This is a genomic window from Beijerinckia indica subsp. indica ATCC 9039 (genome assembly GCF_000019845.1).
GTDB lineage: Bacteria > Pseudomonadota > Alphaproteobacteria > Rhizobiales > Beijerinckiaceae > Beijerinckia > Beijerinckia indica.
On sequence record NC_010581.1, the window covers coordinates 39,009 to 65,231 of the forward strand.

Consider the following 26,223-nt stretch of genomic DNA (forward strand, 5'->3'; position numbering starts at 1 on the left):
TTCGACGGGACATTTCCGCTAAGCCTTCTCATTGCTGCCAATCAGTCAATCTCCGGCCCTGGGCACCCGGAGCCACTATTGGCATGAGCCTGGCTGGGCCAAAACCACGATTGGCGTCGCAAGCAAAAGCGGTGGCGCCCTGCGCCAATGCTTCCGCATATTTCGCCTGCCATTCTTGTTCGCCTTCGTAGCAACAAGGATCAACAGTATGTCGGAAAAAATCTGGTTCATCACAGGTGCATCGAGGGGCTTTGGCCGCATCTGGGCCGAAGCTGCGCTTGAACGTGGCGACAAAGTTGCCGCCACAGCCCGCAATACGGAAAGCCTTTCGGAGCTAGCCAGCCGTTTCGGCGATAAGGTGTTGCCTCTTCAGCTTGACGTCACCGATGCAGATGGCGTCAGGCGAGCAGTCGCAGACGCGCACCGGCACTTCGGGCGGCTGGACGTTGTCCTGAACAACGCAGGATATGCATTGGTCGGCGCGATCGAGGAAGTCGATGAGAAGGATCTTCGCGCCGAGCTGGACACCAATGTGTTCGGAATGCTCCGCGTCATCCAGGCTTCTCTTCCCTATCTGCGGGCGCAGGGGAGTGGTCACATCGTCAGCGTTTCTAGCGTGGCAGGCATCGTCGCCAATCCGATCGCAGGCGCCTACAACATGTCGAAATGGGCAGTCGAAGCGATGCACGAGGCGCTTGCCCAGGAAGTCGAAGGCTTTGGCATCAAGGTGACGCTGATCGAGCCCGGCGCTTATGCCACAGATTTTGCCAGCGCCACCTCCCTCAAGATTTCAGAAGGCCTTGAGGCTTATGCCCCACTGCGGGAGCAAGCGTTCACAGCCGGAGCGAAGATGGAATTCGGCGATCCGCGTGCGACAGCTGCGGCCATCCTGAAGCTGGTGGATGTGGAAACGCCGCCGTTGCGTTTTTTCCTCGGCACGGAAGGTCTGCCAGTGGCACGCGCGGCCTATTCAGCGCGGCTTTCCGCCTGGGAGGCATGGGAGGCCGAATCCAACGCCGCTCAGGGCAACGGCAAACAGCACACCATAGCGACGCTGTAAGAGCCGCTCGATCACAGACAGCCGGGCCATGCGGCCAAACAACGAGGATCGACTTCATGCACACATTGACGGCATCCCGCCGATCGCTGCTTTTCGGGGCGTTGGCCATGACAACCTTGGCCATAGCTGGCCCCGCGTTCGCTCAACAGACATCGCAAGACGCCATACTTGGCAAATGGGCAGCAGATGACGGCAGCGTAAAGCTTGAGATGTTCAAATCGGGAGCGGAGTTTTGGGCTCATCTTCTCTTCGGCAATCAGATCATGGAAGCCGACAATACGACGTTCAAGAAAGACACCAAGAACCCCGATCCTACGCTACGAAGCCACTCCCTCGAGAACATCGTATTCATCCACGGACTGCATTGGGATAACGGCGAATGGACCGGGGGCTCGCTTTATGACGCCTCGTCCGGCAGCACCTATAAGTGCAAAGTCGAAATGAAGGGCAACAAGATGTTGCTCAGAGGCTATCTCGGCATTTCTCTTCTGGGGCAGACCCGGGAATTTCACCGCTTTTGAAGCCACGCCGCCCCCGCGTCGCCACGGCGAACTTGGGGGCGGCAGGCCATTTACCTGGAAGCCGAAACTGCACGACGGCATGCCGGCCGCACGGACCGCTTATGCCGCTCGTCTGGTTAAGTGGAAAGCTTGGGCGCAATCGTCCGTGGCAATCCTTGCGGGATCGTTCTGGCATCTGCGGACCGGAGGCTCTTTCTATCAGTTCACCTACGGCCCGCGCTGCCCTGTTCCACGACCCATCCCCGATCGGCTCGGCCTCAAGGCGAGCTTCGTCGGCAAGACAATGCAGAACGTCCCGCCTGCCGCCGTCTATCGCATTGTCCACCGTCCTCCTTTTAGTGCTCCGGCCCCATTGGCGGCGTCAGATGACGGCAAGACCGGCTAGGCCATCGTCCTTCTTGCGCTCGGTAACAGCTTCATGGGGGGCATCACTTGCTGCGAAGTACGTTGTCGAGGGACTCGGAGCGGGCACATTGCGTCAACGCGTTGGCGTAATGTGCAAATTTTATGGCATAAAGAGCCAATGTGATGGCGTGTTGGCTTAGCTACTTATCGTCCAGAAGACATTGCCGCCGTGCCAGGGCAGCAAAAGCAATCGGTTCGAACAAAAGGAACTACGCCATGACCACAAAAGTCGCACTCGTTACCGGCGCCTCATCGGGCATCGGCGAGTCCACCGCCCTCAAACTTAAGGAGCTTGGCTGCACGGTCTATGGCGCGGCCCGCCGCGTTGACCGGATGCAACACCTGACCAAGTCCGATATCCGGATTTTGGCGATGGACGTCACCGATGACGCCTCGATGCAGGCTGGCATCGACAAGATCATCGCCGAGGAGGGCCGGATCGATGTGCTCGTCAACAATGCCGGATACGGCTCCTACGGCGCAGTCGAGGACGTGCCGATAGAGGAGGCGCGCGCCCAGTTCGAGGTCAACGTCTTCGGCGCCGTCCGGCTAATCCAGCTTGCCCTGCCGCATATGCGGGCGCAGCGTTCGGGCACGATCGTCAACATCACCTCGATGGGCGGCAAGATCCACACCCCGCTCGGCGCCTGGTATCACGGCACCAAATTCGCGCTGGAGGCGATCAGCGATTGCCTGCGCATGGAAGTGCAGCCCTTCGGGATCGACGTCGTCGTAATCGAACCGGGTGGCATCAAGACGGAGTGGGCCGGTATAGCCGCTGACAAGTTGCGCCAGACTTCGGGTCACGGCCTCTATGCCGCGCAGGCCAATGCCATGGCGCAATCCATGATCGGCGACGCCAGCGTCAAGCGCCAGTCACCGCCGCAGATCATTGCGGACACGATCGCCAAGGCCGTGACTGCGTCCAAGCCAAAGACCCGTTATGCGATCGGTTTCGGGGCAAAGCCGATGATCTTCATGCGCGGCATCCTGTCCGACCGCGCCTTCGACGGCATGATGCGGACGGCGACCGGCATCTCCAAAGCCTTGAAGGGCCAGAAGGTTTAGTCGGAGTCTCTGCGATGCGCGATATCCTGAAGAACTACATTGATGGCGCCTGGGTCGCTTCAGCTGGAGTTGATACGCGGGACATCATCAATCCCGCCACTGGCCAAGTGTCGGGCCGAATGGCGCTCAGTACGGCCGAGGACGTCAAGCGTGCAGTGGCTGTCGCGCGGCAGGCGTTCGCGGGCTATTCCCGGACAAGCGTGGAGGAACGCGCGACCCTGCTGAACCGCATCGCCGAGGTTCATGAGGCGCGCGCGGAGGACATGGCGCAGGCGGTGACGCTGGACATCGGCATGCCGATCGCCTTCGCCCGCATGACCGTCGGTGCGGGCACTGGACAGTTCCGCTTTCTTGCCAAGGCGATCGGCGATTATCCTTTTGCCCTCGTTCAGGGAGGAACCCGGATCGTAAAAGAGCCGATCGGCGTCGCCGGATTGATCCCGCCATGGAACTATCCCTCGCTCCAATCGGCGGAAAAGATCGCACCCGCGCTCGCCGCCGGTTGCACGATGATCCTGAAGCCGGGCACGCCCTACACCAATCAGGTCCTGGCCGAGATTCTCGACGAGGCCGGCGTGCCGAAAGGCGTGTTCAACCTCGTCAACGGGCGGGGTTCGGTGATCGGCATGGCGTTCAGCCGCCACCCGGATGTCGATATGATCGCCTTCACCGGTTCGACCGGCGTGGGAATCCAGGTGCAGAAGGATGCCGCCGAGACGGTCAAGCGCGTCAGCCTGGAGCTTGGCGGCAAGTCACCGCACATCATTTTGCCGGACGCCGATTTCGAAGCAGCCGCGAAGGGCGCCGTCGCCAAGGTCATGAGCAACTCCGGCCAGACCTGCGCCGCGCCCACGCGCACCTTGGTTCCGCGTGCCCACAAGGCCGAACTCGAGGCGATGATCCGCACGGCGGCCGAGGCAATCCGGGTCGGCGATCCGCTGACCGACGTCGATATGGGTCCGGTCGCTAACGAAGCCCAGTGGCACACGGTGCAGCGTTACATCCAGTCGGGCATCGACGAGGGCGCGACGCTGCTTGCCGGCGGCCCCGGTCATCCCGAGGTGGCGGACGAAGGCTGGTTCGCGCGCCCGACCGTCTTTGCCGATGTCCGCAACGATATGACGGTTGCTCGCGAGGAAATCTTCGGGCCGGTCATGTCGCTGATCGCCTATGACACGGTGGACGAGGCGGTCGAGATCGCCAATGACACGCCCTATGGCCTTGCCGCCTATGTCGACGGTAGCGACGACAAGACCGTCCAGGACGTGGCATCCCGCCTGCGGGCGGGACAGGTGATTCTCAATGGCGCGCAGCCCGACCTCCAGGCGCCGTTCGGTGGCTACAAACAGTCAGGCAACGGCCGCATCTGGGGGCTGGCGGGTCTTGAAGAATATCTTGAGACCAAGGCGATCGTGGGAGTCTGATGATGGCACAGGTCGACAAGTGCAAGATCCCGCAGGCGTTCTGGCGGGCAGCTGAGCAGTTCGACATCCCGTCGGCCGCGCTGTTGCGGCAGGCGCGGCTGCCGGCAACGCTTCATCTGGGCACACAAGTCTTCGTCACCACGGCGCAGTATTTCTCGCTGATGCAGGCGATGGCGGACCTGTCCGGCGACTCCGCGCTTGGCATCCGAATGGTGCAATCCGTCGATACGGCGGTCCATCCGCCGTCGAGCCTCGCCGCCTTCTATGCCCGCGACTATCGCGACGGGCTGACCCGGCTCGCACGGTTCAAGCGCCTGTGCACCCCAGAGCAGTTGCAGGTCGTCGAGGCGGGTGGCGACTGCACCATCTCCACCGAATGGCCCTTCGCCGCGGCAGCCGAACCCAGCATATCCGTCGATATTACTTTCGCCACGTTGGTAGAACTGGGACGGCGCGCTACCGGGCGTACCATCGTGCCACGTCGGTTGGAGCTGACCCGGCCGGGACCGATAGACGCAATTCATGCGGAATATTTCGGCTGCCCGATCCGTACCAAGGCCCCGCGGAACCTTTTGGTGCTCGACGCCGCCGATCTCGATCGTCCGTTCCCGGGACACAATCCCGAGATGCTGGAGATGCTGACGCCGGCCCTCGGGGCGGCGCTCGGTGAGTTGGAGGCGCAGAGTTCGATCGCCGAACAGGTGAAGATCGTGGTGAAACGCAGTTTGGCGAGCGGCCAGCCCGGCCTCTCCGACGTGGCAAAGCAACTCGGCATGAGCGATCGAACCCTCCAGCGGCGTATCACCGAGGAAGGATCGACCTTTCGTGATCTGCTGTCGGAAGCTCGCCGGGATCTTGGTCGCCATCTCCTGACCGACCCCGCCACGGACATCGATGAAGTGGCCTGCCTGCTCGGCTATCAGGACACCACGTCCTTCTACCGCGCTTTCCGGGAATGGGAAGGCATGCCGCCGAACCGCTGGCGCGAGACGAATATGAACAGGCCCCGCGCACTTGAAACCGCCGGTCTCCATTGAAGCGGCCAAGCAGTGCAAGAAGGTCAGGATTACGATCCGCCTCGAAAAGGTGCAGCCAGATGACCCGTCGCATTCTTCTTGCCGGCAGCACCGGATTGGTGGGTGGCCTCGTCGGCACCCGACTGGCTGGCACACCCGAGGTTGATCTTATCCGCCTCGTTCGAAACGGGGCGTCGGGGTACGGCCATGCCATCAATTTCGAGCGGCTTTGCCAGGAACCTGCAGGCCATTGGAGTCGATCGCACCCGACGGCGTCGATATCGCTATCTCCTGCCTGGGGACGACCTATCGCCACGGCCGGCTCGCAGGCGGCGATGTTCCGCGTTGATCATGACTATGTCCTCGCCGTCGCTCAAGGTGCGAGAGCGCTAGGCGCGCGCCAGTTCATCCTCGTGACCGCGGCAGGGGCCGGTGGACCGGGATTCTACCTTCAGACCAAGGGCAAGATCGAACAGGCAGTCACGGCTCTCGGCTTCAAGCGCGTCGATATTATCCGCCCGGGCTTCCTGCTCGGCACGCGCGGCGAGCGGCGGTGTGGGAAGTAATCGGCCAAAGGATTTTCGCAGTGCTCACGCCAATACTGGTTGGCCCATTGTCGCGTTACGGCGCTGTCCCCGCAGATACGGTGGCCGATGCGATCGTCACGCTCATCGGACAGGCAGCACCCGGCTGCAACGTTCATGAGAACAATAACCTGCGCCGCCTCGCGGCCCCCGCGCGCTAAAAAATTGTTCGGTCCGCTGTCGATGGAACGGCCGCCATCTCTCAGATCAGCTCCTGCCATCAAACGAGGATGACGTCTGCTGACCACAGTCGGCCCTAAATACCCATAGTGGAAGTCTATTCAATCAAGGAGCATAATCGGCGGAAAAATCGGGCTTTTGGCGGCAATCGGTTCGCATCACCGGTCGCTATTAGCAAGGTGGCGGAGAGGGGGGGATTCGAACCCCCGATAGGCTTGCACCTATGCCGCATTTCGAGTGCGGTGCTTTCAACCACTCAGCCACCTCTCCATAGGATGCCTTGGTCCTTGCGTGGCCGTGCAGCGCAATAGCATGATGTTTTGGCGTAAACAAGCGATCCCTTGAGGATCTCGCTTGTGGATCGGCGGGGCTTCGACTGTGCGGCCTTGTGAGAGGGTGATCCACGCGGCTTCGGTTGCCGGCTCCCCGAGGTCGATATCCCGGTTCGCTTGCTTTGTAAGGCGAGAGGTCGCCGGGCTTCATGCATTGCGCCTGGGAAGATTCTCCGCAAGGCAGTTTCAATATCCGAGGAGCCGGATGTCTCCGACTCCTGCTTCACGCATTAAGAATAGACTCTCTTCAACGACATGATCCGCTCGAGGGCTTTCGTCGAAGGAGATGCTTCAGTGTTTGTCTTCCGCCGTCGCGGTCGCCCGGATCATCGGGATCATCTGGTCACCCCAATTGCCGCTGCCGTCGTGAAAGCGGGAGGTGCGCACCAGTTCCACCGAAACGCCGGCGCTGACCGCGCGGATAATCGCTTCATTGACGCGGTGGACAGCATCGGCGACGCGGCGCAGCGCCTTTTCCTGATCCGTTTCCGACTGATCATGGTGCAGGGGAAGAAATTCACCCGTATTGGCAATTTGAGTCATGACCATGCCCTTTCCTGAGCCGTTCCGGAACATCCGTTGCGGCAGATTCCTCTTCGAGGAGATTCCTTTTTATTTAAAGGAATAAAAAGAATGTGGTGAAACGGCCGGGCCGTTTCACCATTGTGTTTATTGAGCGTTCCTTGTGGCCTCTTCGGCGATAGATCGCCAGTGGGCCAAAAGTCATGCTCCAGAAATCACGCTCAAGGAGCAAAGGCCCAGAGCGCGAAGGCTCTCTTATTCGGCGGCCTTGAACTGCGCGGTTTCCGTCGATTCGGCGAGCGTCGAGGTCGAGCCGGTGACGGCGACGGTCACGGCGTCGGCGACGCGGCGAATCGCCTTTTGCTGTTCTGTCTCCGTCGTTTCCTGCACCGGCCGGAACTCACCCATGCTCATGGCCTCATCTTCCACATTCAAGAGAAACAGACGGCAAAACCGGCCTTTGACCGGCCCGCCGCCACCTTTAAGGCACAGAACAAAAGCCTAAAACAGTTCCAAATGTCAGAAAACCTGAAACAGTCTTTAGACAGAACGCTGACCCCGGCGAGGCAGAGCCAAGCCCAGCCCCGCCGTCCAAAAAAGTTCTCAGCCGAACTGGTTCATCGTGTTGTCGGCGCCGCCCGCCTTCAACGCGGCTTCGCCAGCGAAATATTCCTTGTGATCGTCGCCAATGTCGGAACCCGCCATGTTCTGGTGCTTCGCGCAGGCGATTTTCTGGCGGATTTCTTGCCGCTGGACATTCAGCACGTAGCCGAGCATCCCCTGTTCGCCGAAATATTCCTTGGCAAGGTTATCGGTCGACAGCGCCGCCGTGTGATAGGTCGGCAGGGTGATGAGGTGGTGGAAAATGCCTGCCCGCTTCGAGGCGTCGGCCTGGAAGGTGCGGATTTTTTCGTCAGCCTCGGCGGCAAGATCGCTGCCGTCATATTTCACATCCATCAGGCCAGCGCGGTCATAGGCGGAAACATCCTTGCCGGCTTCCTTCCAGGCATCATAGACTTGCTGACGGAAGTTGATCGTCCAGTTGAACGAGGGCGAATTATTGTAGACGAGCTTGGCGTTCGGGATGACGGCGCGGATGCGGTCCATCATGCCGGCGATCTGCTCGACATGCGGCTTTTCGGTCTCGATCCACAGAAGGTCGGCGCCATTCTGCAGCGAGGTGATCGAATCGAGCACGCAGCGGTCCTCACCCGTGCCCTTGCGGAACTGGAAGAGGTTGCTCGGGAGCCGCTTCGGCCGGAACAGCTTGCCATCGCGGTTGATGATGACGTCGCCATTGGCGCCGCCGCCAGCCGGAACTTCCTCCACGTCGAGGAAGGAATTGTACTGGTCACCGAGATCGCCCGGCTTGTGGCTGACCGCGATCTGCTTGGTGAGACCGGCGCCAAGAGAGTCGGTGCGGGTGACAACGATGCCATCATCAACGCCGAGTTCGAGGAAGGCATAGCGGCAGGCGCGCACCTTGGCCAAGAAATCCTCGTGCGGCACGGTGACCTTGCCGTCTTGGTGGCCGCATTGCTTTTCATCCGAGACCTGGTTTTCGATTTGCAGGGCGCCGGCGCCCGCCTCGATCATCTTCTTGGCGAGAAGATAGGTCGCTTCGGCGTTGCCGAAGCCCGCGTCAATATCGGCGATGATCGGAATGACATGGGTCTGGTGATTTTCGGCCTGGGTCAGAAGCTCTTTCGCCTTGGCGCTGTCTCCCGCCTTGCGGGCGGCGTCGATGGCGCGGAAAATATCGTTGAGCTCACGTGCATCGGCCTGGCGGAGGAAGGTGTAAAGCTCCTCGATAAGCGCCGGGACGGAGGTCTTTTCATGCATCGACTGGTCGGGCAGCGGGCCGAACTCGGAACGCAGCGCGGCGACCATCCAGCCGGAGAGGTAAAGGTAGCGGCGTTCGGTCGTGCCGAAATGCTTTTTGATCGAAATCACCTTCTGCTGGCCGATGAAACCGTGCCAGCAGCCGAGCGACTGAGTATATTTGGTGGTGTCTGCGTCATAGGCCGCCATGTCCCGGCGCATGATGGCTGCCGTATATTTGGCAATATCGAGACCGGTTTTGAAGCGGTTCTGCAAGCGCATCCGGACGACGGCCTCGGCATTGATGCCGTCCCATGTGCCGTTCTTGCTCTTGATGAGCTGGCTCACCTCGGTAATTTGGTCTTGATAAGACATCAGCATAGTCCTCGATCAATCGGAGATTTTTTTGCGGCGCCCGGGCGTTCGGGAACGCCCGGTTATTGACAGACAGAATTCACATGAATTGACAAATTGTTTGGTTCAGGTCATTCGTGATGACCAATAGATGCCCTTGCTGGCCGCAATAGACAAGTGGCTTGTAAAGGAATGAGGTTGTGGTGTAATTTTCGTACATTGTTAATTTGTCAGTGTGTAAAGAAAGTTACTAACTAGCAGGTCCTTATGAGCCAGACTCTTGCCCATTCAGCCGGTCAAGCCGATGCGTCACGCAAGATTTTCGCGGGCCCTCGCCTGAAACGGCTGCGCCGTGAGCGCCAGATCACCCAGGCCCGCATGGCCGAGGAGCTCAATGTTTCGCCGAGCTACCTGAACCTTATGGAGCGCAATCAGCGCCCGATCACCGTCCAGGTCCTGATCCGTCTCACCGATGTCTATGGTGTTGACCCGCGCGATTTTCTCTCTGTCGAGGCTGAACAATCCTTGGGGGAGATGGATCAGATTCTTGCCGATCCACTCTTTCGCGAGGTTCCGATCCCGCGCGCCGAAATGCAGGACGCCGCCGAACATGCGCCCGCCATGCTGTCAGCCCTGGTGCGTCTGTATCGCGCCTATTCGGCGGCGCGCGAGGCCGGCGAGGCGGGGGCCTTTACGGGCCTCGATCCCGACCGCGCCGAGCCCGTGCTGACGGATAATCCGATCGACCGCGTGCGGGCGATCCTGAACGAGGCGCGCAATCATTTTCCCGAAATCGAGGCAGCCGCCGAAACCTTTGCCGCCGATCTCGCCTTGACCGGTCATGAATTGTTTTACGGTCTGTCGGAATATTTGCGCGCCCATCACAATATTAGGGTCAGGCCGCTGCCGCTCGAAGTCATGGGCGATCGGTTGCGCTGGTATGATCATCATCGCCGTCAATTGATGATTTCCGAGGTGATGGATCAGCCGGGCCGCACCTTTCAGGCGGCCTATCAACTCGGCCTTGTCAAATTCGGCGGCCTGCTCGACGAGATCGCCGGACGGCTCGAAACCAGCGACGAGACGAGCCGGCGTCTGCTCCGTGTCACGCTCGCCAATTATTTCGCGGGCGCCTTGATGATGCCCTATGGCCGTTTTCATGACGCGGCTGAACTGCTTGGCTATGATATCGACGTTCTGGCGGCGCGTTTCGGCGCCAGCATCGAGCAGGTCGCTCACCGCCTGACCACTTTGTCGCGGCCGACCCTGCGCGGCATTCCCTTTTTCATGGTGCGCGTCGATATGGCTGGCAATGTCTCGAAGCGCTTTTCCTCGGGCCGTTTTCCCTTCGCCCATTCCGGTGGGACTTGCCCCTTGTGGAATGTGCACGCGGCCTTCAGCGATCCAGGCCGCATCCTGACGCAGATCATCGAACTGACCGACGGCTCGCAATGGTTTTCGATTGCCCGGACCGTGCGCCGCTCCGTGACGCCCTGGGGCGCGATCGAGCCGCGTTTCGCCATCGGGCTCGGCTGTGAGATCAAATATGCGCGCCGTCTAATCTATGCCAAGGGTCATGATCTTGAAACGGTCGATGCGACTCCGGTTGGCGTCAATTGCCGCCTGTGCGACCGTCAAGCGTGTCCGCAACGGTCGGCACCGCCAGCCTTGCGGCATCTGCGTGTCGATGAGAATATGCGCAATGTCTCACCGATCACCTTCAACGAATTGTAAGGCCCGCTCGGACGTTTCGTGCCGTCCGGCGTTTTTCCAAAAAACCGGCTTTTCCTCGCGGGCTTTGAAGGATAGGCGTTGAAGGCGACGGTGGAAGCGTGACAGTGTCGAGGAACAGCGCCTTCATGAAGATGATCGAACGACGTGTTGGCGAGGTGGCAAGGGGCGCATGGCCATCCTTGCTTGGCGGGCGTGCGCCTGGGAGGCGTGCGATGGTGCTCGCCGGCCTTTGCCTCCTCGGCCTTGGTGTCGCGGGCTGCGGCCGGCGCGGGCCGCCCGAGCCGCCGCCGGGGGCGCTGAGCGCGCCGAGCGAACAGGCAGTGCAGGAAGCCAATCCCTATTCCGGCTCCCGCTATGGCGGTGTCGAACAATCCGATGGCGGCTCGGCCACGATCGGTGGCGTCGGCGGTCCCGCCATTGGCCAGGCTTTGGATCAGCCGAATCAACCCGTCCAGAGCAAGTCGCAAGGGAAGCCGAAAAAATCTTTCTTCCTCGATCCCTTGCTTTGATCGATTGGACGCTCGACCTGCATTGGGTCCGATAGGTCCATTGAAGATCATCGGATCGATTCCCTAGTATCCACCCTCATTGAAGCGCGCCTCGTCGCGGTTCAATGAGGGCAAGTGGATACGGTTTAAAAAGTGACGTATCGAGAATCCGTGATTCTCGATACGAGGGTCTCTATCCCCTTTGGGGCCCGATGCGTTAATTCCGGAATTCTAGAATGCATCATTTCGCACTGCGGAACGGCGTCATGCACGCCGAGGACGTCGATCTCGAACGCCTCGCCGAAACGATTGGCACGCCTTTTTATTGCTATTCCACGGCGACGATCACGCGCCATTACGAGGTGTTCAAGGCGGCCTTCGCGGGCCAGGATAGCCTCGTCTGCTATGCGATGAAGGCCAATTCCAACCAGGCGGTGCTGCAGACCCTGGCCCGTCTGGGGGCCGGCATGGATGTCGTCTCGGAAGGGGAATTGCGCCGTGCCCGCGCGGCAGGCGTGCCGGCCGATCGCGTCACGTTTTCCGGCGTCGGCAAGACGGAGCGGGAGATCGCTCTCGCGCTCGATGAAGGCATTTTCTGCTTCAATGTCGAATCGGAGCCGGAACTTGCGGCCATTTCGGCGCTTGCCGTCGCAAGAAACAAAACGGCGCATATCGCCTTGCGGGTCAATCCGGATGTCGATGCCAAAACCCATGCGAAAATAGCGACCGGCAAATCGGAGAATAAATTCGGCATTCCGATTTCGCGGGCGCGCGAAGTCTATCGCATGGCGAAAAACCTGCCCGGCATCGCGATCACCGGCGTCGATCTGCATATCGGCTCGCAGATCACCGATCTCACGCCTTTCGATCATGCTTTTGCGCGGGCGGCCGAATTCGTGGCCCTGTTGCGTGCCGATGGCCATGCCATCGATCATGTCGATCTTGGCGGTGGCCTTGGCATTCCCTACCATTCAGGTGATGATCCGGAAACCTATCACCCTGATCTCTATGCCGGGATCATCAAAAAGCGGCTTGGTGGCCTGGGGCTGAAACTCGTCCTGGAGCCCGGCCGGCTCATCGTCGGCAATGCCGGGGTTCTCGTCACCCGTGTCCTTTATGTCAAACAGGGCGAGAACAAGACATTCGTCATCGTCGATGCGGCGATGAATGATCTGGTGCGGCCGACGCTTTATGAAGCGCATCACGAGATCGCACCGTTGCGGCCGCCGCTGCAGGACGCGCCGGGTGTGGTCGCCGATATTGTCGGACCCGTCTGCGAGACGGGCGATTATCTAGCCCTCGCGCGCCGCATGCCGGAGCCACGCCCGGGCGATTATCTCGCCATTCTTTCCGCCGGTGCCTATGGTGCGGTGCAGGCTTGTACCTATAATACGCGGCTCCTGGTCCCGGAAGTGCTCGTCAAGGGAGCGGCCTATGCGGTTGTGCGGCCGCGCGGAACTTACGAGGAATTGATCGGGCTCGACAAAATTCCGGCGTGGTTGGAGTAAATTCTTCCTTTTCGTCCTTCTTTCGGGGACCGGCATGGCAATAACACAAGCGCCTGGGACAGATCCTCGACCCGCCGAAACGGCGGCGGCGACAACCCGCCTTGATGAGCTTGTCCGGCGGGCCCGCGCCAATCTGGTTTGGGAATTGGTGTGGCGGGGCTTCATGCCTCCGCTTCTGGTCCTGGGCGCCTTTGTCCTCGTTTCCTTCGCGGGAGTCTGGCTTGTTCTCCCGCCGCGCGGCCGTCTCCTCGGGTGCATTGCCTTCGCGCTGATCTTTCTCTCCGCCTGCCTGCCCATGCTGAAATGGCGCTGGCCGACGCGGCGGCAGGCGCTGGAGCGCATCGAACAAGTCTCTGGGCTCGACCATCATCCAGCCCTCGTTCTTGAGGACCGGCTTGCCAATCCGGGCCAGGATCCGGCGACAGAAGTCCTCTGGGCCTTGCACCGGCGCCGCGCCGCGACGGCCATCGCGGCCATGCGAACCGGTTGGCCCGCGCCCCGGCTCGTCGAGCGCGATCCCTATGCCTTGCGCGCTTTAGTTCTGGTCGGTCTCGTGGCGACCGGCTTCATCGCAGGGCCGCAAAAATATGCCCGTGTCGCGGCGGCTTTCGATTGGGGCCTCGCCGCGCCGAGCGCTATTCCCTCCCGGCTCGATGCCTGGATCGACCCTCCGCCCTATACCGGCCGGGCGCCGATCCTGTTGACGGCGGGCGATCCGCGCCCAGGCCCAAAACTCGAAGTGCCGGTCGGCTCCACGCTCATCATCCGTTCTGCCGGTTGGGGGGCGGCCTTCGAACTCAAGGGGGCTGCCGTCGAGGTGAGCGAACCCGATAAGGCCAATCTCGGTGAGACAGAAAGACTTGCGCCGCATGAGGCCTCAGCCGGCGACGAGCGCGAGAAACGTTTTACCCTGAACGGGGATGCGACGCTCTCGCTCCAGCATGGCGGTCTGTCGCGCGGCACGTTTCAGCTGATTGCCCTTCCGGACAAGCCACCGCGCATCACTTTGGCCGAAGTCCCGCGCGTCAATGCACGGGGTTCTCTGACGCTTGGCTACAGGATCTCGGATGATTATGGCGTTGCCAGCGCCGAAGCCGAATTTACCGAGCCACGCCTTGATGGCGAACATGGCCCGATCCGTTCCCTGGTCGATCCGCCGAAAATGCCTCTGCTCCTGCCGACGGCCCCTGGCGGCCTGGGCGATGCGGAGACGACAGGTGATCTCTCCGATCATCCCTGGGCCGGTGCGCGCGTCAAAATGGTTTTGAAAGCCCATGATGAAGGCGGTAACGAGGGCCAGAGCCCGCCGCTCGAACTCATCCTGCCGCAAAAACCTTTTCTCAATCCTCTGGCTGCTGCTCTTGTCGAGCAGCGTCGGGACCTTGTGCTCATGCCGTCCGAGCGCGCCAAGGTCATGACGGCGCTCGAATCCCTGATGATCGCTCCGGACGCCTTCGGCATGCCTCCCGCGCCCTATCTCGGGCTGCGGGTGGCCATCGATTGGCTGCAAGGGGCGCGGACCGATGCCGATCTTCTCGAGGTCGCCGATTATCTCTGGGAAATGGCTTTGCGCATCGAGAATGGCGATCTCAACGATGCGGAACGTGATCTGCGTGCCGCTGAACAGCAATTGCGCGAGGCGCTCGAGCGCCATGCCCCGCCTGAGGAGATCGAGAAACGCACGGAGGCTCTGCGGCGGGCGATGGAGACCTTTCTTGGTGAACTCGCGCGTCTCCAACAAAGCGAGGAGGGGGGCCAGCAAGCCAAGGTCGATCCACGGGCGCAAAAGATCGCGCCGAAGGATTTGCAGGCCATGCTCGATCATATGCGCGAGGCGGCACGTTCCGGCGATCAGGCCGAGGCGCAAAAGATGCTCGATCGCTTACGCAATATTCTCGACAATTTACGCATGGGACGCCGAGCCAAGCCTGATCCCCATGCGGCCGAGGCCAACCGGTCGATCGATGCCCTCAATAAGATGAGCCGCGAGCAGCAGGATCTGCGCGATGACACTTATCGCGGCAACGATGAGATGTCCTTGCAAGATTTTGAAAATTTCGATGAAAAAAATAAAAAGGGGCGCAATGCCGGGGAAGAGGAACTGCAACGACGCCAGCAGCAATTGCGCCAGCGTCTGGATGAGGTTCAGAAGCGGTTGAAACAGACCGGCCAGGGCGAAAAGAGCCTCGACGATGCCGAACAGGCCATGAAGGAGGCGGAAGACGCCCTGGGGCAAGGACCGGACGGGCGCGAGGATGCGGCCGATGCGCAGGGGCGCGCGCTCCAATCCATGCGGCAGGGCGCCGAAAAACTCGCCGAAAGCCTGCAGCGGCGACAAGGCGAACAAGGCTCGGGAGAGGGTGAAGCGGAAGGCCAGGCCGAGGGCGAAGAAGAGGGGCCCAGCAATCAGGGCCGAAGGGGCTCATCCGATCCGCTTGGACGGCCCACGGCGGGTAATCCTGTTTTCAATCCGGGCGCGAAATTCGATCCGCTCGGCGTTCCGGCGGCGCAACGGGCGCAGCAAGTTCTGGAGGAATTACGCCGCCGCCTGAGTGATCCACATCGTCCGCGTGAGGAAACCGATTATCTCGAACGTTTGCTGCGTCCGTTTTAAACGGTCTTGAGATCGAGGCGGTTACAGCATCACTTTTGGTTTGATGCTGTAAAAAAGGCGGGGAAGGATCGTGCTCGAAAAGGGGTCAGGGAACCGCGACGACCCGCGTGCCGACATCCACGCGTTCGAACAGGTCGAGCACATCTTCATTATACATGCGGATACAGCCATAGGAGGCTGCGGTGCCGACCGACTTGCGCATCGTATCCGTTGTGCCGTGAATGGCGACCTCGGACAGGTTCAACGTAATGGCGGCCGCCCCCATCGGATTGTTCGGTGCGCCACCGGGGATCACATCCGGGAAATTCGGATGATCGTGCCGCACGACTTCTGGCGGGGACCATGCGGGCTGCACGAATTTGCCCGCCACGAAGGCCTCTCCCTTCCAAGCCTTGCCGGTCTTGCCGATCGCGATTGGATAGCGGATTGCGGTGCCGTCTCCCGTGATCAAATAGAGTTTGCGTTCACTCTGTTTGATGACGATCATGCCTGCTGGATAATCAGGCGAAAATTTGACGATTTCCCGTGCGCTTGGAGATGCGGACCCGGTCGGGACGAGACCACACAGTGACAAAGCGATCGAAAATAGTCGCAGACAATGTTTTTGTTTTTGATTCATGACGCCCTCGAAACCTGGACGAATGTGCAACTGCGCGATTCGCGGCTGCGCCAGACTAACAGGGGCCGCAGGCCGCAAGCATAGAAAGCTGCGGCCTTGCTGCAATTGTTGTTAAACTGTGGCAAGCATGCCTCAGTTCCGTCAGAAATAAATTTTTTCTTAATGGGTTCGCGATGTCCACAGCATCAGCCCGAAAGGGGGCTTTCCTTCAAGGTGTGATGCCGTGGGTTTTGACTTCGTAGGGCCCGATTATCCCAGGCGGTTACGGATCAGATCGTCGACAATGGTTGGGTCGGCCAATGTCGAAACATCGCCCAGCGCCGAAAACTCCTTTTCGGCAATTTTGCGCAGAATGCGGCGCATGATCTTGCCGGAACGTGTTTTTGGCAGGCCGGTCGCGAAATGCACCACATCGGGGGTGGCGATCGGGCCGATATCCTTGCGGACCCAGGTCACCAGTTCGGTGCGGAGCCTGTCGCTGGGCTCGATGCCATTCATCAAGGTGACATAGGCATAAATGCCCTGGCCCTTGATATCATGCGGATAGCCGACGACCGCGGCTTCCGAGACGAGTTCATGCGCGACGAGCGAGCTTTCGACCTCGGCGGTGCCGAGCCTATGGCCCGAAACATTGATGACATCATCGACACGGCCAGTGATCCAATAATAACCATCGGCATCGCGGCGACAGCCGTCACCGGTGAAATACTTGCCCGGATAGGTCGAGAAATAGCTCTGCACGAAGCGATCATGATCGCCAAAAATGGTGCGCATCTGGCCGGGCCAGGAATCGGCGATGACCAGATTGCCCTCGCAGACGCCTTCGAGGACAGCGCCGGTGGCATCGACGACCTGTGGCTTGACGCCGAAAAAGGGTAGGGTTGCCGAACCCGGCTTTTCGGGCGTCGCGCCCGGCAGGGGCGTGATGAGAATACCGCCGGTCTCGGTCTGCCACCAGGTATCGACGATGGGGCAGCGCTCCTCACCCACGACGCGATGGTACCACTCCCAGGCTTCCGGATTGATCGGTTCGCCGACCGAGCCGAGCAGACGGAGCGAGGCGCGGCTGGTCTTCTTGACCGGAGCCTCGCCCGAACCCATCAGGGCGCGGATCGCCGTTGGCGCGGTATAGAAGATCGTGACCTTGTGTTTGTCGATGACTTCCCAGAAACGCGAGACGCTCGGATAATTCGGCACACCCTCGAACATCAGGGTTGTCGCGCCATTGGCAAGCGGGCCATAGACGATATAGCTGTGCCCGGTCACCCAGCCGACATCGGCGGTGCACCAATAGACGTCGCCATCGTGATAGTCGAAAACATATTGATGCGTCATCGACGCATAGACGAGATAACCGCCGGTGCAATGCACGACGCCCTTGGGCGCGCCGGTTGATCCAGACGTATAGAGGATGAACAACGGATGTTCGGCCTCGACCTCGGTGAGGGGGCATTCGGGCGAGGCGGCGGCAATGGCTTCCTCGTAGCGGACATCGCGACCCTCGACCCAATCCACCGCACCACCGGTCCGTGTGACGACGATCATGGTCTGAACGATATCGCCGGTTTTTGCGATGGCCAGATCCGCATTGGCTTTCAGTGGAACCTTGCGGCCGCCGCGCAGGCCTTCATCGGCAGTGATGAGCACTTTGGAGCGGCAGCCCTCGATGCGGCCGGCGAGAGAATCGGGTGAGAAACCGCCAAAAATCACCGAATGAATGGCACCGATCCGGGCGCAGGCCAGCATGGCGAAAGCGGCTTCCGGAATCATGGGCAGATAGAGCGAGACCGTATCACCCTTGCCGACGCCATGGGCCTTGAGGACATTGGCCAGGCGGCAAACGGAATCGTGCAATTCTTTATAGGTGATGGCGCGGGAATCGGCCGGGTCGTCCCCCTCGAACAGAATGGCCGTCTGGTCGCCGCGCGTCGCTAGATGCCGGTCGATGCAATTATATGCGACATTGGTGATACCATCCTCGAACCAGCGGATATCGACATTGGCCGGGTCGAAGGAAGTATTCTTGACCTTGGTGTAAGGTTTGATCCAATCGATCCGCTTACCTTCTTCTCCCCAGAAAAGATCAGGCTCCTCGATCGAGCGTTTATACATATCCTTGTATTTAGCGGCATTGATGTAGGCGCGTTCGTTCCAATAGGCACTCACGGGATAGGTTTTATCGGACATCAAGCGTCCTCCCCCAATGTGTTGTCAGCCTCACCGCTTGTTAACAATTTCAGCGGAAATCTTTTCCAATGCACGCATTGGAATGCGTGAAGAGTAGAATTGTAAAGCCTTTTCACCGTATCGTTGTCATTTCCTCGATACGTCTCAAGGCCCCTCTGCAGATCGAGCCGAAGCGTTTTTTCAAGTCCTGGGAACCCTTTCTTGGCCACCATGGAAACGCTCTGATGACCTTAATATGCGTGACGATATCCCTATGGGGAAGATCAGGCCATAATATTTTTGAGGTGAGCCTATCAAGAAAAAAATGTGGTTATCAAGAGGACTTACGGGATAATTGCTTGGCCGGGAAGCCTAAGAACAAGCTTGATGCTCTAGAACGGAGCAATCTTGTGTATTTCTACACAAAACTGGCAAGCGTTTACTAAACTATACAGGCTTCCGTCCAAGGTGATGCCCCAATTCGGGAGATTTAAGAAGAATCAGACCTGAATGCGGATATCACTTTCAAGATCAATCGCATGCAATTTTAAAACAACGAAGACAACCCGTTCAGCCGACCAGAAGCATGGGCGATGATCATTGGAACGGCGAGATGATGGCTCCGAGATGGATGCCTCACTATGCCACAGGTGGCGGTCCAGGGGTGCGACCAAAAGCCCGATGTGACCGATCGTGCGGACACAGCGTGTCAGTCCGCCAAAAAGATCGAATGCAGCGGATCTTTTTCGTCAATCATTCGCGGGGAGTGACGCGGCGCATCCGCATGAACAGGCCGTACAGGCCATAATCGACACAGGCTGGAGTCTTGCCCGAGGAAAAGCCTGTTCCCTCTGGCGAAAGGCCGCGTGACGTCCTCACCTGATCGGCGCCCGTGAGTGCAAAGAGGATGGGGTTTCGAGCGGTATCAGAAATTCCAGCGTTGCGCGCTCGAGACCAGAAAATCGCGGAACACCTGGATACGGGCCACGCTTTTCAGTTCCTCGGGATAGACGAGGTAACATTCGAGTTCCGGTGTCACGGCATCGGTCATGATCTGCACGACCTGGCTGGTTTTCAGATAATCCGGCAGGACGCCGATGCCGACCCCCTGCTCGACGGCTTTCTGCAAGGCAATGATATTGGTGACGGAGAGAGCGGACAGGCGGGGATGTTTGGCGTTGCGCCCGATGTGCAAGGGCGCGTTGAGATCATCGAGATAGCTGGCCGCCGCGGCGTCATAGGAAATCAGCCGATGATCATCGAGATCCTCGATTCTTTGCGGCTGCCCATGATATTTCACATAATCGACCGATGCATAGAGATGATAATGCACCGTGAAGAGACGGCGGCGAATGAGATCGGGCTGGACCGGCTCGCGCAATCGCAGCGCGACATCGGCGGCGCGCATGCCAAGATCGAGTTCCTCATCGGTCAGGATGAGATGCAGCCTGATATCGGGATAGAGATCGAGGAATTCGCCGAGGCGCGGCGTCAGCCAGCCCGTGCCGATGGCGACATTGGTGGTGATGCGTAAATCCCCATTCGGCCGCTCGCGGCTTTCGTTGAGACGGGTGCGGGCCTGGTCGAGTTTGGCCATCACATCCTGCACGGTCCTGTAGAGGACCTCGCCTTGTTCCGTCAGGATCAGGCCGCGGGCGTGCCGATGAAACAGCGGCACTTGCAGGTCCCCTTCAAGCGCGCCCACTTGGCGGCTCACCGCCGACTGGCTGAGTCCGAGCATGGAACCCGCATGGGTGAAGGAACCGACCTTGGCCGCCGCATGAAAAATGCGCAGCTTATCCCAATCCACAGCCTCTCCCCCTCGCGCTCCGCCCGGGATCGTGTTTGGCCCGGGTTCGGCTTTTAGCCTAACCTATGCTGATGTAACATAGCAGGCATGCGGTAGAGAAGGGAATAGGGACGTCACTCTTCCAGTGCTCTTCCTGATTTATTCTGCGGCTGCGTGGCGCAATTCGCCTTCGGCGAGCAGCCAACGCTCGGCTTCGAGCGCCGCCATGCAGCCCATGCCCGCGGCTGTCACCGCTTGCCGATAAATGTCATCGGTCACATCGCCCGCTGCGAAAACGCCGGGAATATTGGTGGCGGTCGAATCGGGCGCTGTCCAGAGATAGCCATTGGCTTTCATGGTGAGCTGGCCCGCAAACAGTTCCGAGGCCGGCTGATGCCCGATTGCGACGAAAACCCCGTGCGTCTCGCGTGTTTCGATCGCCCCAGTCTTGGTGTTTTTGAGGCGGACATGCGTAACGTTCAAAGGCTGGTCGGTGCCGCAGATTTCCTCGATCGCCTGATTGAACAGGACCTCGACATTGTCCTGTTTGAATAGGCGTTCCTGCAGGATGCGTTCGGCGCGGAACCGCTCGCCGCGATGGATAATCGTGACCTTGCTCGCCAGATTGCTGAGATAGAGAGCTTCCTCCACGGCGGTATTGCCGCCGCCGACGACAAAGACATCCTTGCCGCGATAGAAAAACCCGTCACAGGTCGCGCAGGCGGAAACGCCATAACCCTTGAACGTATTTTCTGAGGGCAGGCCTAGCCATTTCGCCTTGGCGCCGGTGGCGATGACGAGGCTGTCGGCGGTATAGATCTGTCCGCTGTCGCCGATGAGCCGGAACGGACGTTGGCCGAGTTCCACCTTGATGACATGATCGGCGATGAGCTTTGTCCCGACATGTTCCGCCTGCGTCCGCATCTGTTCCATCAGCCAGGGACCCTGGATCGGCTCGGCGAAACCCGGATAATTCTCGACATCAGTCGTGATCATCAATTGGCCGCCGGTTTCAATCCCGGAAATCAGCACCGGCTCCAGCATGGCGCGCGCCGCATAGATCGCCGTCGTATAACCGGCTGGGCCCGAGCCGATGATGATCAGCCGTGCATGGAGGGGGCTCAAGGAAGCGGCAGACATGGGGACCTCGGGCTTAGGCAGAGCCTTGACTTCGATCTGGGCACATCCCGCGAAGGCGGTCGCGCCCGATTGCGGCAGCGCTCCTATTTAAGGAGCAGGGCGTAAACCCGCAACTCTCGTGCCGGCTGTCGCCGGGCGGTCCATGCAAAAAGGCCGATGATCATTCTGAATGACCATCGGCCCCTTTTGAACGTTTCGTGTGCCGGTCTTTACTTGACGGACGGCACGGGTTCGAGCGTCAAGGTGCCAACACCCGCCGCGAGGTTGAGACCGCTCTGAGCGGTCAGAGAAACTGGCTGCAGAGTGAACGAACGGGCATTGCCGCCGATCAACGCATTGGCGCCGATGCCGCCACCAATGGCGAAGCTGCTGACAGCACCGGTGAAGACGCCGGCCAAGGGGTAACGCTGCTTGATCGGACCACCGGTGGAAACGACGGTCCAGATGAGCTTGCCCGGGCCGGTCGCGCCAATGTCCAGGCCGAAATGCTGGATCGTACCGGTATAATTTTCAACGGGGAGGTGTCGGCGATGCGGCCGGAAGGAGCAGGACAGGGCCCGGTTGGACGTGATGACGAAGCCGACGCCGGGTGAAATATTGCACTCGAGGACGCCGACTTCGAGGAGGCCGGCCTGAGGCTGCTGCGCCAGCGCCGGGGCAATCGTGCCAAGGCCCATGGCCATGATCAAAGATGCTTTCGAAAAGATTTTGCGATTCACTGCTTTGCACTCCTTGCCGTCCACTGCCGGGATCGAGCGTGACCTTGTGAGCAAGGGTCGCCTAGGCGTCCCCTGTTTCCTGCCTCGAATATTCGCCATTTCAGGAAAAACTTCATTCGAGAGACCAAGACGCGTAATGCTGATTCTTGGTGTTAACGGCGGGCGAAGGCCACGCTTGTTTTGCCATAATCGAGAACGATGACAAGGTCCGCCCTTCGCCATGAGCGATTTTTTAATCGATCATGGCTTTTGAACCGTCAGATTGAATGCGATAGGGCGTAGCGGGGACCCGCGGCCGTGCCGAAAAGGGCCCGGACTGCATGGATCAGGAATGGGTATGGTGATTTCGTTGCGACAGTTCTCGACGTTCGCGGGCGTGGGGCTTTGCGCGGCTGTGGTTCATTATGGCCTGTTGATCGTTCTGGTCGAGGCCATGGGCGTGGACGTCATCATCGCGACGCTGGTCGGCTATTGTGGCGGCGGCATTTGTTCCTATTGGCTAAACCGGCGCCATACGTTCCAATCGGAGCGTCGTCACAGGGAAGCCATCTGGCGTTTCATCCTGGTTGCCGCTGTCGGATTTGGTCTGACCTGGCTCTGCATGCTCGGTCTGGTCAGGGGGCTGAAGATCCCCTATTTGCTGGCGCAGGCGCTAACGACCGGCATTGTCATGGTTTGGAGTTACGGGGCGCATAAGGTTTGGACCTTCGGCCTGCCGAAGCCGCAAGAGGGGGCTTGAGCCCCCTCGCTTTATTGCCTTCGGCGCCGGCCAGAACTGATGGGCAAGGGTTCGTCATCCTCGATTTCTTCGTCATCGAGATCTTCATCATCGTCGAGGACAATCAGTTCCAGGCAGATCGGGGGAATCACCGCGGACTTCACCTCGCCGCTGATTTCGGCGAACCAGAGGCAATGAATGCCTTCTGCGCTACTGCCGGAAACCGTCATGGCCGGGCCGCCCGATTTCAATTGCACGATATCACCAGCTTCGAAGCTCATGGCATTAATCCCCTGATTAGCCCTTTACCGCATCTACCGCATCAAACCAAAAAGTGCGGCCACTTTTTGAAAAAAATCTGGTGTTTTCATAAAGGTAAAGCATCTCTCCAAATTCGGATTGAAAGAGATGAACTGCAAGGACGCTTTCCTTCACGAAGGGCATTCTTTTGCTTGATAGAATGCCCATGGCCAGAGCCCGTTCCTGGCACGGCTTTCTGCTTAGTCCATGTCCGGCCAGCGGGTCCAGACCCAAGTCTTAGGATTGGACCGGTGAGCAGAATCGGGGCGGGTGCCTTAAATCATTGGAAATGATTATATATGTCCCGCGATCCATGCCCGCCTCGGGGATGGGAGGTGAAAAATTCTTCGTGTTCTTGGGGATCATCCTCTGTCCGCGGCCCTTACCGCCATTTGACGACAGGGGGTAGCGAAGAAAGAATCGCCTCGACATTGCCACCGGTTTTCAGGCCGAAAATCGTCCCGCGATCATAGAGCAGATTGAATTCGACATAACGGCCGCGCCGGACCAATTGTTCGTCGCGATCGGCCTCGGTCCAGGGCTGTGCCCAATTGCGCCGCACGATTTCAGGATAGATGGCGAGAAAGGCACGACCGATCTCCTGGGCGAAGGCGAAATTGGCGTCGAAAATCGTCTCGTCCGGGCAGTCGAAATAATCGAAGAAGACACCGCCGATCCCGCGCGGCTCATTGCGATGTTTCAGATAGAAATATTCGTCGCACCAGTCCTTGAGGCGTGGATAATCGGCGACATCCTTGTGCTTGTCGCACGCTTCGCGCATGGCGGCGTGGAAGTCGATGGCATCCTTGTCGTTCTGCATGCGGCGGCGATCGAGCATGGGCGTGAGATCGGCTCCGCCGCCGAACCAACCCTTGCTGGTCACGACGAAGCGCGTATTCATATGCACGGTCGGCACATTGGGATTGACCGGATGGGCGATGAGCGAAAGACCTGACGCCCAAAACCGGGGATCGGCCTCCGCACCCGGAATCTGGCTCGCGAATTCCGGCGCAAAACGCCCGAAGACGGTCGAGGCGTGGATGCCCGCCTTTTCAAAGACGCGACCCTTGAGCAACCCCATGAAACCGCCGCCGCCATCCTCGCCATCGGGATTTTTGCGCGTCCAGGGTTGTTTGGTGAAACGCCCAGCGGCCGGCGTCTGATCATCAAGGAAGGGGCCTGGGGCTTCCGCTTCGATTTTTTCGAAGGCGGCAATGATCGCATCCTGCAAGGATTCGAACCAGGGCTTTGCCTTGGCCTTGCAGGCCTCAAGGATGGATGGCGTCATCTTGCGAATTCTCTCCAGAAAGGGCGCGAGGTGGCGCTGGCCGGCAAACAAAAAGGGACGAGGCCGACCGTTTCGCCTTCGGAACTATCATGTCGGTTGCGGACTGAAAACCCGGGGAAGGGGGCTTTCACCGGGACCGATTGGCGCGGTGGGCGGGACGGATTGGGGGTGGGATAAAGCACCCCTCCTTCGGGGAGTGTCTCAGTTTGAATTTTGGCTAGGGGTGGAAAGATGACTTCCCCTTTATGCCGGAATTATCAGAAAGCGGAGTCTCGTAGGGTTTCGAAAACCTGAGCCTCATCTGGTGCACATCGGCCATGGAAGATTGCGGGCCATGGAAGATTGCGCCGCTTACGCGGGCAGGAGAGCGACTGCACGATAGCTGTCGATCAAGCTGTCGTAGAGCGCGATATCCGAGCGGCTCCGCGCAATGAGTTGCGCGCCAGCGACGGCGGCGAAGATGGCGCGTGCTCTCTGTTCACTTTCCCCGTCACTGACTAGGGCCGCAGCGGATAGGAGCCTGCTCAGCCACGCCACGTTGACATCAGCAAAGGCCTGGACCTCCTGCTTCACCGCTTCGGGCAGGTCATCATATTCGGCAGCCATGAAGCTGCACAGGCACATGCGATTCCCCGTCGCGAGTGCCTTGCGAAACACCTCTGGATATCGGCGCAGGCAGCGGACCGGATCCGAGGTTTCGGCTAACATGGACTCAAGAGCAGACGCTGTGTCCTCCCAATAGCGCCTCGCCACCGCTGCGCCGAGATCGGCCTTGCTTGGGAAGTGGTAGTAGATGCTCGCAGCCTTGATGCCTACCTCGTCCGCGAGATCGCGGAAATTCAAGCCGGCGTAGCCATGCGCCTGTGCCGTCCGTTTGGCCGCCGCCAGTATAGCTTCCCGAGAGCTTGAACTCATTGCACGCCTCACTGCCTCGCCATCGATTGCCTACCAAGTGACAGATAGACGTTGACCGCCTCAATTTAAAGCCCTATGTGTGATATCTACCAATTGGCAGGTAGAGGTGCGCTATGAGTTCCGACATCACCCCATTCGATGTAATCAAGCTGCCTAGGATGAAGATTTACGATTTTCCCACGGGCCCTTATCCGGCGCGTGTGCGTATCGCTTTGGCCGAGAAAAACCTGCAATCGCGCGTCCGGTTTGAGATGGTCGATCTTTACAAAGGTGAGCACAAGAAGCCCGCGTTCATCGCCACCAAGAATTACTCCGGCACGCTGCCGGTGCTCGAACTCGATGATGGGACCCTGATTGCCGAGTGCACGGCCATTACCGAATATCTCGACGCCCTCGATGGCGCTCCGACTCTCACTGGCAGGACACCGCGCGAAAAAGGCCTGATCCATATGATGAGCAAGCGCGCCGAGTTGGAGTTGCTCGACGCCATCAGTGTTTATTTCCACCACGCCACACCAGGGCTTGGACCTGACGTCGAGATTTATCAGAACGCCGAGTGGGGGCTTCGTCAGCGCGACAAAGCCGTGAGGGGGATGCACTATTTCGATGGCGTTCTGAGAACACAGCCATTCGTGGCCGGTGAGATCTTCTCGATGGCCGACATCACGGTCATCGGCGGTTTGATCTTTGCGGAGATTGTGAAGCTGCCGGTGCCTGCGGAGTGCGAGGCGCTTCAAGCTTGGTACGCAAGGATGCAGGAGCGCCCCAGCGTCAAGAACCGGGTGACGATGTCAGAACCGGCCACGTAGCGTGAACAATCGATCGGCTTGATCGGGCGCGACGGCGACAGGCCGCCGCCGCGCTGAATATCCGCTTCCAGGATGATCCGATGCGGGCACCAGCATCCGATCAGGCTCGAAACGCGAAATTCAAACTGA

Annotated in this window: 26 protein-coding genes and 1 tRNA gene; 14 read left to right on the plus strand and 13 right to left on the minus strand. The window is 59.6% G+C overall.

Annotated features, from left to right (window positions below; genetic code table 11):
- Nucleotides 1-208: 208 nt before the first annotated feature.
- The 8 genes from BIND_RS00190 (at nucleotide 209) to BIND_RS21815 (ending at nucleotide 6,239) form a co-directional block, all read left to right on the plus strand.
- The gene (locus BIND_RS00190; protein WP_012383054.1) at nucleotides 209-1,060 is read left to right on the plus strand and encodes an SDR family oxidoreductase; all 852 of its coding nucleotides are present in this window, start codon (nucleotides 209-211) and stop codon (nucleotides 1,058-1,060) included.
- Between the two features lie 107 nt (nucleotides 1,061-1,167).
- Nucleotides 1,168-1,581 carry a DUF2147 domain-containing protein gene (locus BIND_RS00195; protein WP_050764080.1) on the plus strand — a complete coding sequence of 138 codons (414 nt, stop codon included), beginning with the start codon at nucleotides 1,168-1,170 and terminating at the stop codon, nucleotides 1,579-1,581.
- Between the two features lie 79 nt (nucleotides 1,582-1,660).
- Nucleotides 1,661-1,966, plus strand: a complete 306-nt coding sequence (locus tag BIND_RS00200) for a hypothetical protein (protein WP_012383056.1) — start codon at nucleotides 1,661-1,663, stop codon at nucleotides 1,964-1,966.
- Nucleotides 1,967-2,202: 236 nt separating this feature from the next.
- On the plus strand, nucleotides 2,203-3,054 hold the full coding sequence (locus BIND_RS00205) for an oxidoreductase (RefSeq protein ID WP_012383057.1): 852 nt from the start codon (nucleotides 2,203-2,205) through the stop codon (nucleotides 3,052-3,054).
- Nucleotides 3,055-3,068: 14 nt separating this feature from the next.
- Entirely contained in the window at nucleotides 3,069-4,478 is a 1,410-nt protein-coding gene (locus tag BIND_RS00210) for an aldehyde dehydrogenase family protein (RefSeq protein WP_012383058.1), read from the plus strand.
- Nucleotides 4,479-4,480: 2 nt separating this feature from the next.
- The gene (locus BIND_RS00215) at nucleotides 4,481-5,515 is read left to right on the plus strand and encodes an AraC family transcriptional regulator (protein ID WP_012383059.1); all 1,035 of its coding nucleotides are present in this window, start codon (nucleotides 4,481-4,483) and stop codon (nucleotides 5,513-5,515) included.
- A 59-nt stretch (nucleotides 5,516-5,574) separates the two neighbouring features.
- Nucleotides 5,575-6,060 (plus strand): Rossmann-fold NAD(P)-binding domain-containing protein, encoded by a 486-nt coding sequence (locus BIND_RS19880; protein ID WP_012383060.1) that lies wholly within the window; start codon nucleotides 5,575-5,577, stop codon nucleotides 6,058-6,060.
- A 20-nt stretch (nucleotides 6,061-6,080) separates the two neighbouring features.
- On the plus strand, nucleotides 6,081-6,239 hold the full coding sequence (locus tag BIND_RS21815) for a hypothetical protein (protein WP_012383061.1): 159 nt from the start codon (nucleotides 6,081-6,083) through the stop codon (nucleotides 6,237-6,239).
- A 199-nt stretch (nucleotides 6,240-6,438) separates the two neighbouring features.
- On the opposite strand, the gene BIND_RS00225 is transcribed toward BIND_RS21815, so the two are convergent.
- From BIND_RS00225 to BIND_RS00235, 4 genes are all read right to left on the minus strand, one after another.
- Nucleotides 6,439-6,528: transfer RNA gene (locus BIND_RS00225), tRNA-Ser, on the minus strand.
- A gap of 353 nt (nucleotides 6,529-6,881) precedes the next feature.
- Complete coding sequence (locus BIND_RS00230; RefSeq protein WP_012383062.1) at nucleotides 6,882-7,139, minus strand: hypothetical protein; 258 nt, start codon at nucleotides 7,137-7,139, stop codon at nucleotides 6,882-6,884.
- Nucleotides 7,140-7,367: 228 nt separating this feature from the next.
- The gene (locus BIND_RS21550) at nucleotides 7,368-7,526 is read right to left on the minus strand and encodes a hypothetical protein (RefSeq protein ID WP_158304343.1); all 159 of its coding nucleotides are present in this window, start codon (nucleotides 7,524-7,526) and stop codon (nucleotides 7,368-7,370) included.
- Nucleotides 7,527-7,715: 189 nt separating this feature from the next.
- A complete protein-coding gene (locus tag BIND_RS00235) occupies nucleotides 7,716-9,308 on the minus strand; it encodes an isocitrate lyase (RefSeq protein WP_012383064.1) in 1,593 nt (530 codons plus the stop codon).
- A gap of 246 nt (nucleotides 9,309-9,554) precedes the next feature.
- On the opposite strand from BIND_RS00235, the gene BIND_RS00240 reads away from it, so the two are divergent.
- The 4 genes from BIND_RS00240 (at nucleotide 9,555) to BIND_RS00255 (ending at nucleotide 15,631) form a co-directional block, all read left to right on the plus strand.
- The gene (locus tag BIND_RS00240) at nucleotides 9,555-11,021 is read left to right on the plus strand and encodes a helix-turn-helix domain-containing protein (RefSeq protein ID WP_012383065.1); all 1,467 of its coding nucleotides are present in this window, start codon (nucleotides 9,555-9,557) and stop codon (nucleotides 11,019-11,021) included.
- Nucleotides 11,022-11,146: 125 nt separating this feature from the next.
- Complete coding sequence (locus tag BIND_RS00245) at nucleotides 11,147-11,530, plus strand: hypothetical protein (RefSeq protein ID WP_041777842.1); 384 nt, start codon at nucleotides 11,147-11,149, stop codon at nucleotides 11,528-11,530.
- 215 nt (nucleotides 11,531-11,745) lie between these two features.
- Entirely contained in the window at nucleotides 11,746-13,017 is a 1,272-nt protein-coding gene (gene lysA, locus BIND_RS00250; RefSeq protein ID WP_012383067.1) for a diaminopimelate decarboxylase, read from the plus strand.
- Between the two features lie 34 nt (nucleotides 13,018-13,051).
- Complete coding sequence (locus BIND_RS00255) at nucleotides 13,052-15,631, plus strand: TIGR02302 family protein (RefSeq protein ID WP_012383068.1); 2,580 nt, start codon at nucleotides 13,052-13,054, stop codon at nucleotides 15,629-15,631.
- Nucleotides 15,632-15,716: 85 nt separating this feature from the next.
- On the opposite strand, the gene BIND_RS00260 is transcribed toward BIND_RS00255, so the two are convergent.
- The 6 genes from BIND_RS00260 to BIND_RS00285 all read right to left on the minus strand — a co-directional run bounded on the left by BIND_RS00260 (nucleotide 15,717) and on the right by BIND_RS00285 (nucleotide 22,064).
- On the minus strand, nucleotides 15,717-16,250 hold the full coding sequence (locus tag BIND_RS00260) for a L,D-transpeptidase (RefSeq protein WP_012383069.1): 534 nt from the start codon (nucleotides 16,248-16,250) through the stop codon (nucleotides 15,717-15,719).
- A 249-nt stretch (nucleotides 16,251-16,499) separates the two neighbouring features.
- Nucleotides 16,500-18,437, minus strand: a complete 1,938-nt coding sequence (acs, locus tag BIND_RS00265; protein WP_012383070.1) for an acetate--CoA ligase — start codon at nucleotides 18,435-18,437, stop codon at nucleotides 16,500-16,502.
- Between the two features lie 732 nt (nucleotides 18,438-19,169).
- Complete coding sequence (locus BIND_RS22125) at nucleotides 19,170-19,295, minus strand: hypothetical protein (protein WP_280109987.1); 126 nt, start codon at nucleotides 19,293-19,295, stop codon at nucleotides 19,170-19,172.
- Between the two features lie 46 nt (nucleotides 19,296-19,341).
- Nucleotides 19,342-20,226 carry a LysR family transcriptional regulator gene (locus BIND_RS00275; RefSeq protein WP_012383072.1) on the minus strand — a complete coding sequence of 295 codons (885 nt, stop codon included), beginning with the start codon at nucleotides 20,224-20,226 and terminating at the stop codon, nucleotides 19,342-19,344.
- A 138-nt stretch (nucleotides 20,227-20,364) separates the two neighbouring features.
- Entirely contained in the window at nucleotides 20,365-21,345 is a 981-nt protein-coding gene (gene trxB, locus BIND_RS00280) for a thioredoxin-disulfide reductase (protein ID WP_012383073.1), read from the minus strand.
- Between the two features lie 209 nt (nucleotides 21,346-21,554).
- A complete protein-coding gene (locus BIND_RS00285) occupies nucleotides 21,555-22,064 on the minus strand; it encodes a DUF992 domain-containing protein (RefSeq protein WP_012383074.1) in 510 nt (169 codons plus the stop codon).
- Nucleotides 22,065-22,395: 331 nt separating this feature from the next.
- Here BIND_RS00285 and BIND_RS00290 point away from each other — a divergent pair, with 331 nt between their 5' ends.
- Entirely contained in the window at nucleotides 22,396-22,803 is a 408-nt protein-coding gene (locus BIND_RS00290; RefSeq protein ID WP_341872308.1) for a GtrA family protein, read from the plus strand.
- An 11-nt stretch (nucleotides 22,804-22,814) separates the two neighbouring features.
- Here the strand turns inward: BIND_RS00290 and BIND_RS00295 are convergent, their stop codons facing one another.
- From BIND_RS00295 to BIND_RS00305, 3 genes are all read right to left on the minus strand, one after another.
- Entirely contained in the window at nucleotides 22,815-23,063 is a 249-nt protein-coding gene (locus tag BIND_RS00295; RefSeq protein ID WP_012383076.1) for a YodC family protein, read from the minus strand.
- 401 nt (nucleotides 23,064-23,464) lie between these two features.
- Nucleotides 23,465-24,370 carry an oxygen-dependent coproporphyrinogen oxidase gene (gene hemF, locus BIND_RS00300; RefSeq protein ID WP_012383077.1) on the minus strand — a complete coding sequence of 302 codons (906 nt, stop codon included), beginning with the start codon at nucleotides 24,368-24,370 and terminating at the stop codon, nucleotides 23,465-23,467.
- 351 nt (nucleotides 24,371-24,721) lie between these two features.
- On the minus strand, nucleotides 24,722-25,285 hold the full coding sequence (locus tag BIND_RS00305) for a TetR/AcrR family transcriptional regulator (protein WP_012383078.1): 564 nt from the start codon (nucleotides 25,283-25,285) through the stop codon (nucleotides 24,722-24,724).
- A gap of 158 nt (nucleotides 25,286-25,443) precedes the next feature.
- Here BIND_RS00305 and BIND_RS00310 point away from each other — a divergent pair, with 158 nt between their 5' ends.
- Complete coding sequence (locus BIND_RS00310; protein WP_041777844.1) at nucleotides 25,444-26,094, plus strand: glutathione S-transferase; 651 nt, start codon at nucleotides 25,444-25,446, stop codon at nucleotides 26,092-26,094.
- Nucleotides 26,095-26,223: the final 129 nt, after the last annotated feature.

What these genes read in the sequence shown, in the direction of transcription:
- BIND_RS00230 (WP_012383062.1), bottom strand. Translation starts at nt 7,139, where the DNA reads ATGGTCATGACTCAAATTGCCAATACGGGTGAATTTCTTCCCCTGCAC.
- BIND_RS21550 (WP_158304343.1), bottom strand. Translation starts at nt 7,526, where the DNA reads ATGAGCATGGGTGAGTTCCGGCCGGTGCAGGAAACGACGGAGACAGAA.
- lysA (WP_012383067.1), top strand. Translation starts at nt 11,746, where the DNA reads ATGCATCATTTCGCACTGCGGAACGGCGTCATGCACGCCGAGGACGTC.
- BIND_RS00290 (WP_341872308.1), top strand. Translation starts at nt 22,396, where the DNA reads ATGGGTATGGTGATTTCGTTGCGACAGTTCTCGACGTTCGCGGGCGTG.
- BIND_RS00310 (WP_041777844.1), top strand. Translation starts at nt 25,444, where the DNA reads ATGAAGATTTACGATTTTCCCACGGGCCCTTATCCGGCGCGTGTGCGT.
- BIND_RS00215 (WP_012383059.1), top strand. Translation starts at nt 4,481, where the DNA reads ATGGCACAGGTCGACAAGTGCAAGATCCCGCAGGCGTTCTGGCGGGCA.
- BIND_RS00235 (WP_012383064.1), bottom strand. Translation starts at nt 9,308, where the DNA reads ATGTCTTATCAAGACCAAATTACCGAGGTGAGCCAGCTCATCAAGAGC.
- BIND_RS00295 (WP_012383076.1), bottom strand. Translation starts at nt 23,063, where the DNA reads ATGAGCTTCGAAGCTGGTGATATCGTGCAATTGAAATCGGGCGGCCCG.
- BIND_RS00260 (WP_012383069.1), bottom strand. Translation starts at nt 16,250, where the DNA reads ATGAATCAAAAACAAAAACATTGTCTGCGACTATTTTCGATCGCTTTG.
- BIND_RS00240 (WP_012383065.1), top strand. Translation starts at nt 9,555, where the DNA reads ATGAGCCAGACTCTTGCCCATTCAGCCGGTCAAGCCGATGCGTCACGC.
- BIND_RS00195 (WP_050764080.1), top strand. Translation starts at nt 1,168, where the DNA reads ATGACAACCTTGGCCATAGCTGGCCCCGCGTTCGCTCAACAGACATCG.
- BIND_RS00210 (WP_012383058.1), top strand. Translation starts at nt 3,069, where the DNA reads ATGCGCGATATCCTGAAGAACTACATTGATGGCGCCTGGGTCGCTTCA.
- BIND_RS00200 (WP_012383056.1), top strand. Translation starts at nt 1,661, where the DNA reads ATGCCGGCCGCACGGACCGCTTATGCCGCTCGTCTGGTTAAGTGGAAA.
- trxB (WP_012383073.1), bottom strand. Translation starts at nt 21,345, where the DNA reads ATGTCTGCCGCTTCCTTGAGCCCCCTCCATGCACGGCTGATCATCATC.
- BIND_RS00205 (WP_012383057.1), top strand. Translation starts at nt 2,203, where the DNA reads ATGACCACAAAAGTCGCACTCGTTACCGGCGCCTCATCGGGCATCGGC.
- acs (WP_012383070.1), bottom strand. Translation starts at nt 18,437, where the DNA reads ATGTCCGATAAAACCTATCCCGTGAGTGCCTATTGGAACGAACGCGCC.
- BIND_RS00190 (WP_012383054.1), top strand. Translation starts at nt 209, where the DNA reads ATGTCGGAAAAAATCTGGTTCATCACAGGTGCATCGAGGGGCTTTGGC.
- BIND_RS00245 (WP_041777842.1), top strand. Translation starts at nt 11,147, where the DNA reads ATGAAGATGATCGAACGACGTGTTGGCGAGGTGGCAAGGGGCGCATGG.
- BIND_RS00305 (WP_012383078.1), bottom strand. Translation starts at nt 25,285, where the DNA reads ATGAGTTCAAGCTCTCGGGAAGCTATACTGGCGGCGGCCAAACGGACG.
- BIND_RS00255 (WP_012383068.1), top strand. Translation starts at nt 13,052, where the DNA reads ATGGCAATAACACAAGCGCCTGGGACAGATCCTCGACCCGCCGAAACG.
- BIND_RS19880 (WP_012383060.1), top strand. Translation starts at nt 5,575, where the DNA reads ATGACCCGTCGCATTCTTCTTGCCGGCAGCACCGGATTGGTGGGTGGC.
- hemF (WP_012383077.1), bottom strand. Translation starts at nt 24,370, where the DNA reads ATGACGCCATCCATCCTTGAGGCCTGCAAGGCCAAGGCAAAGCCCTGG.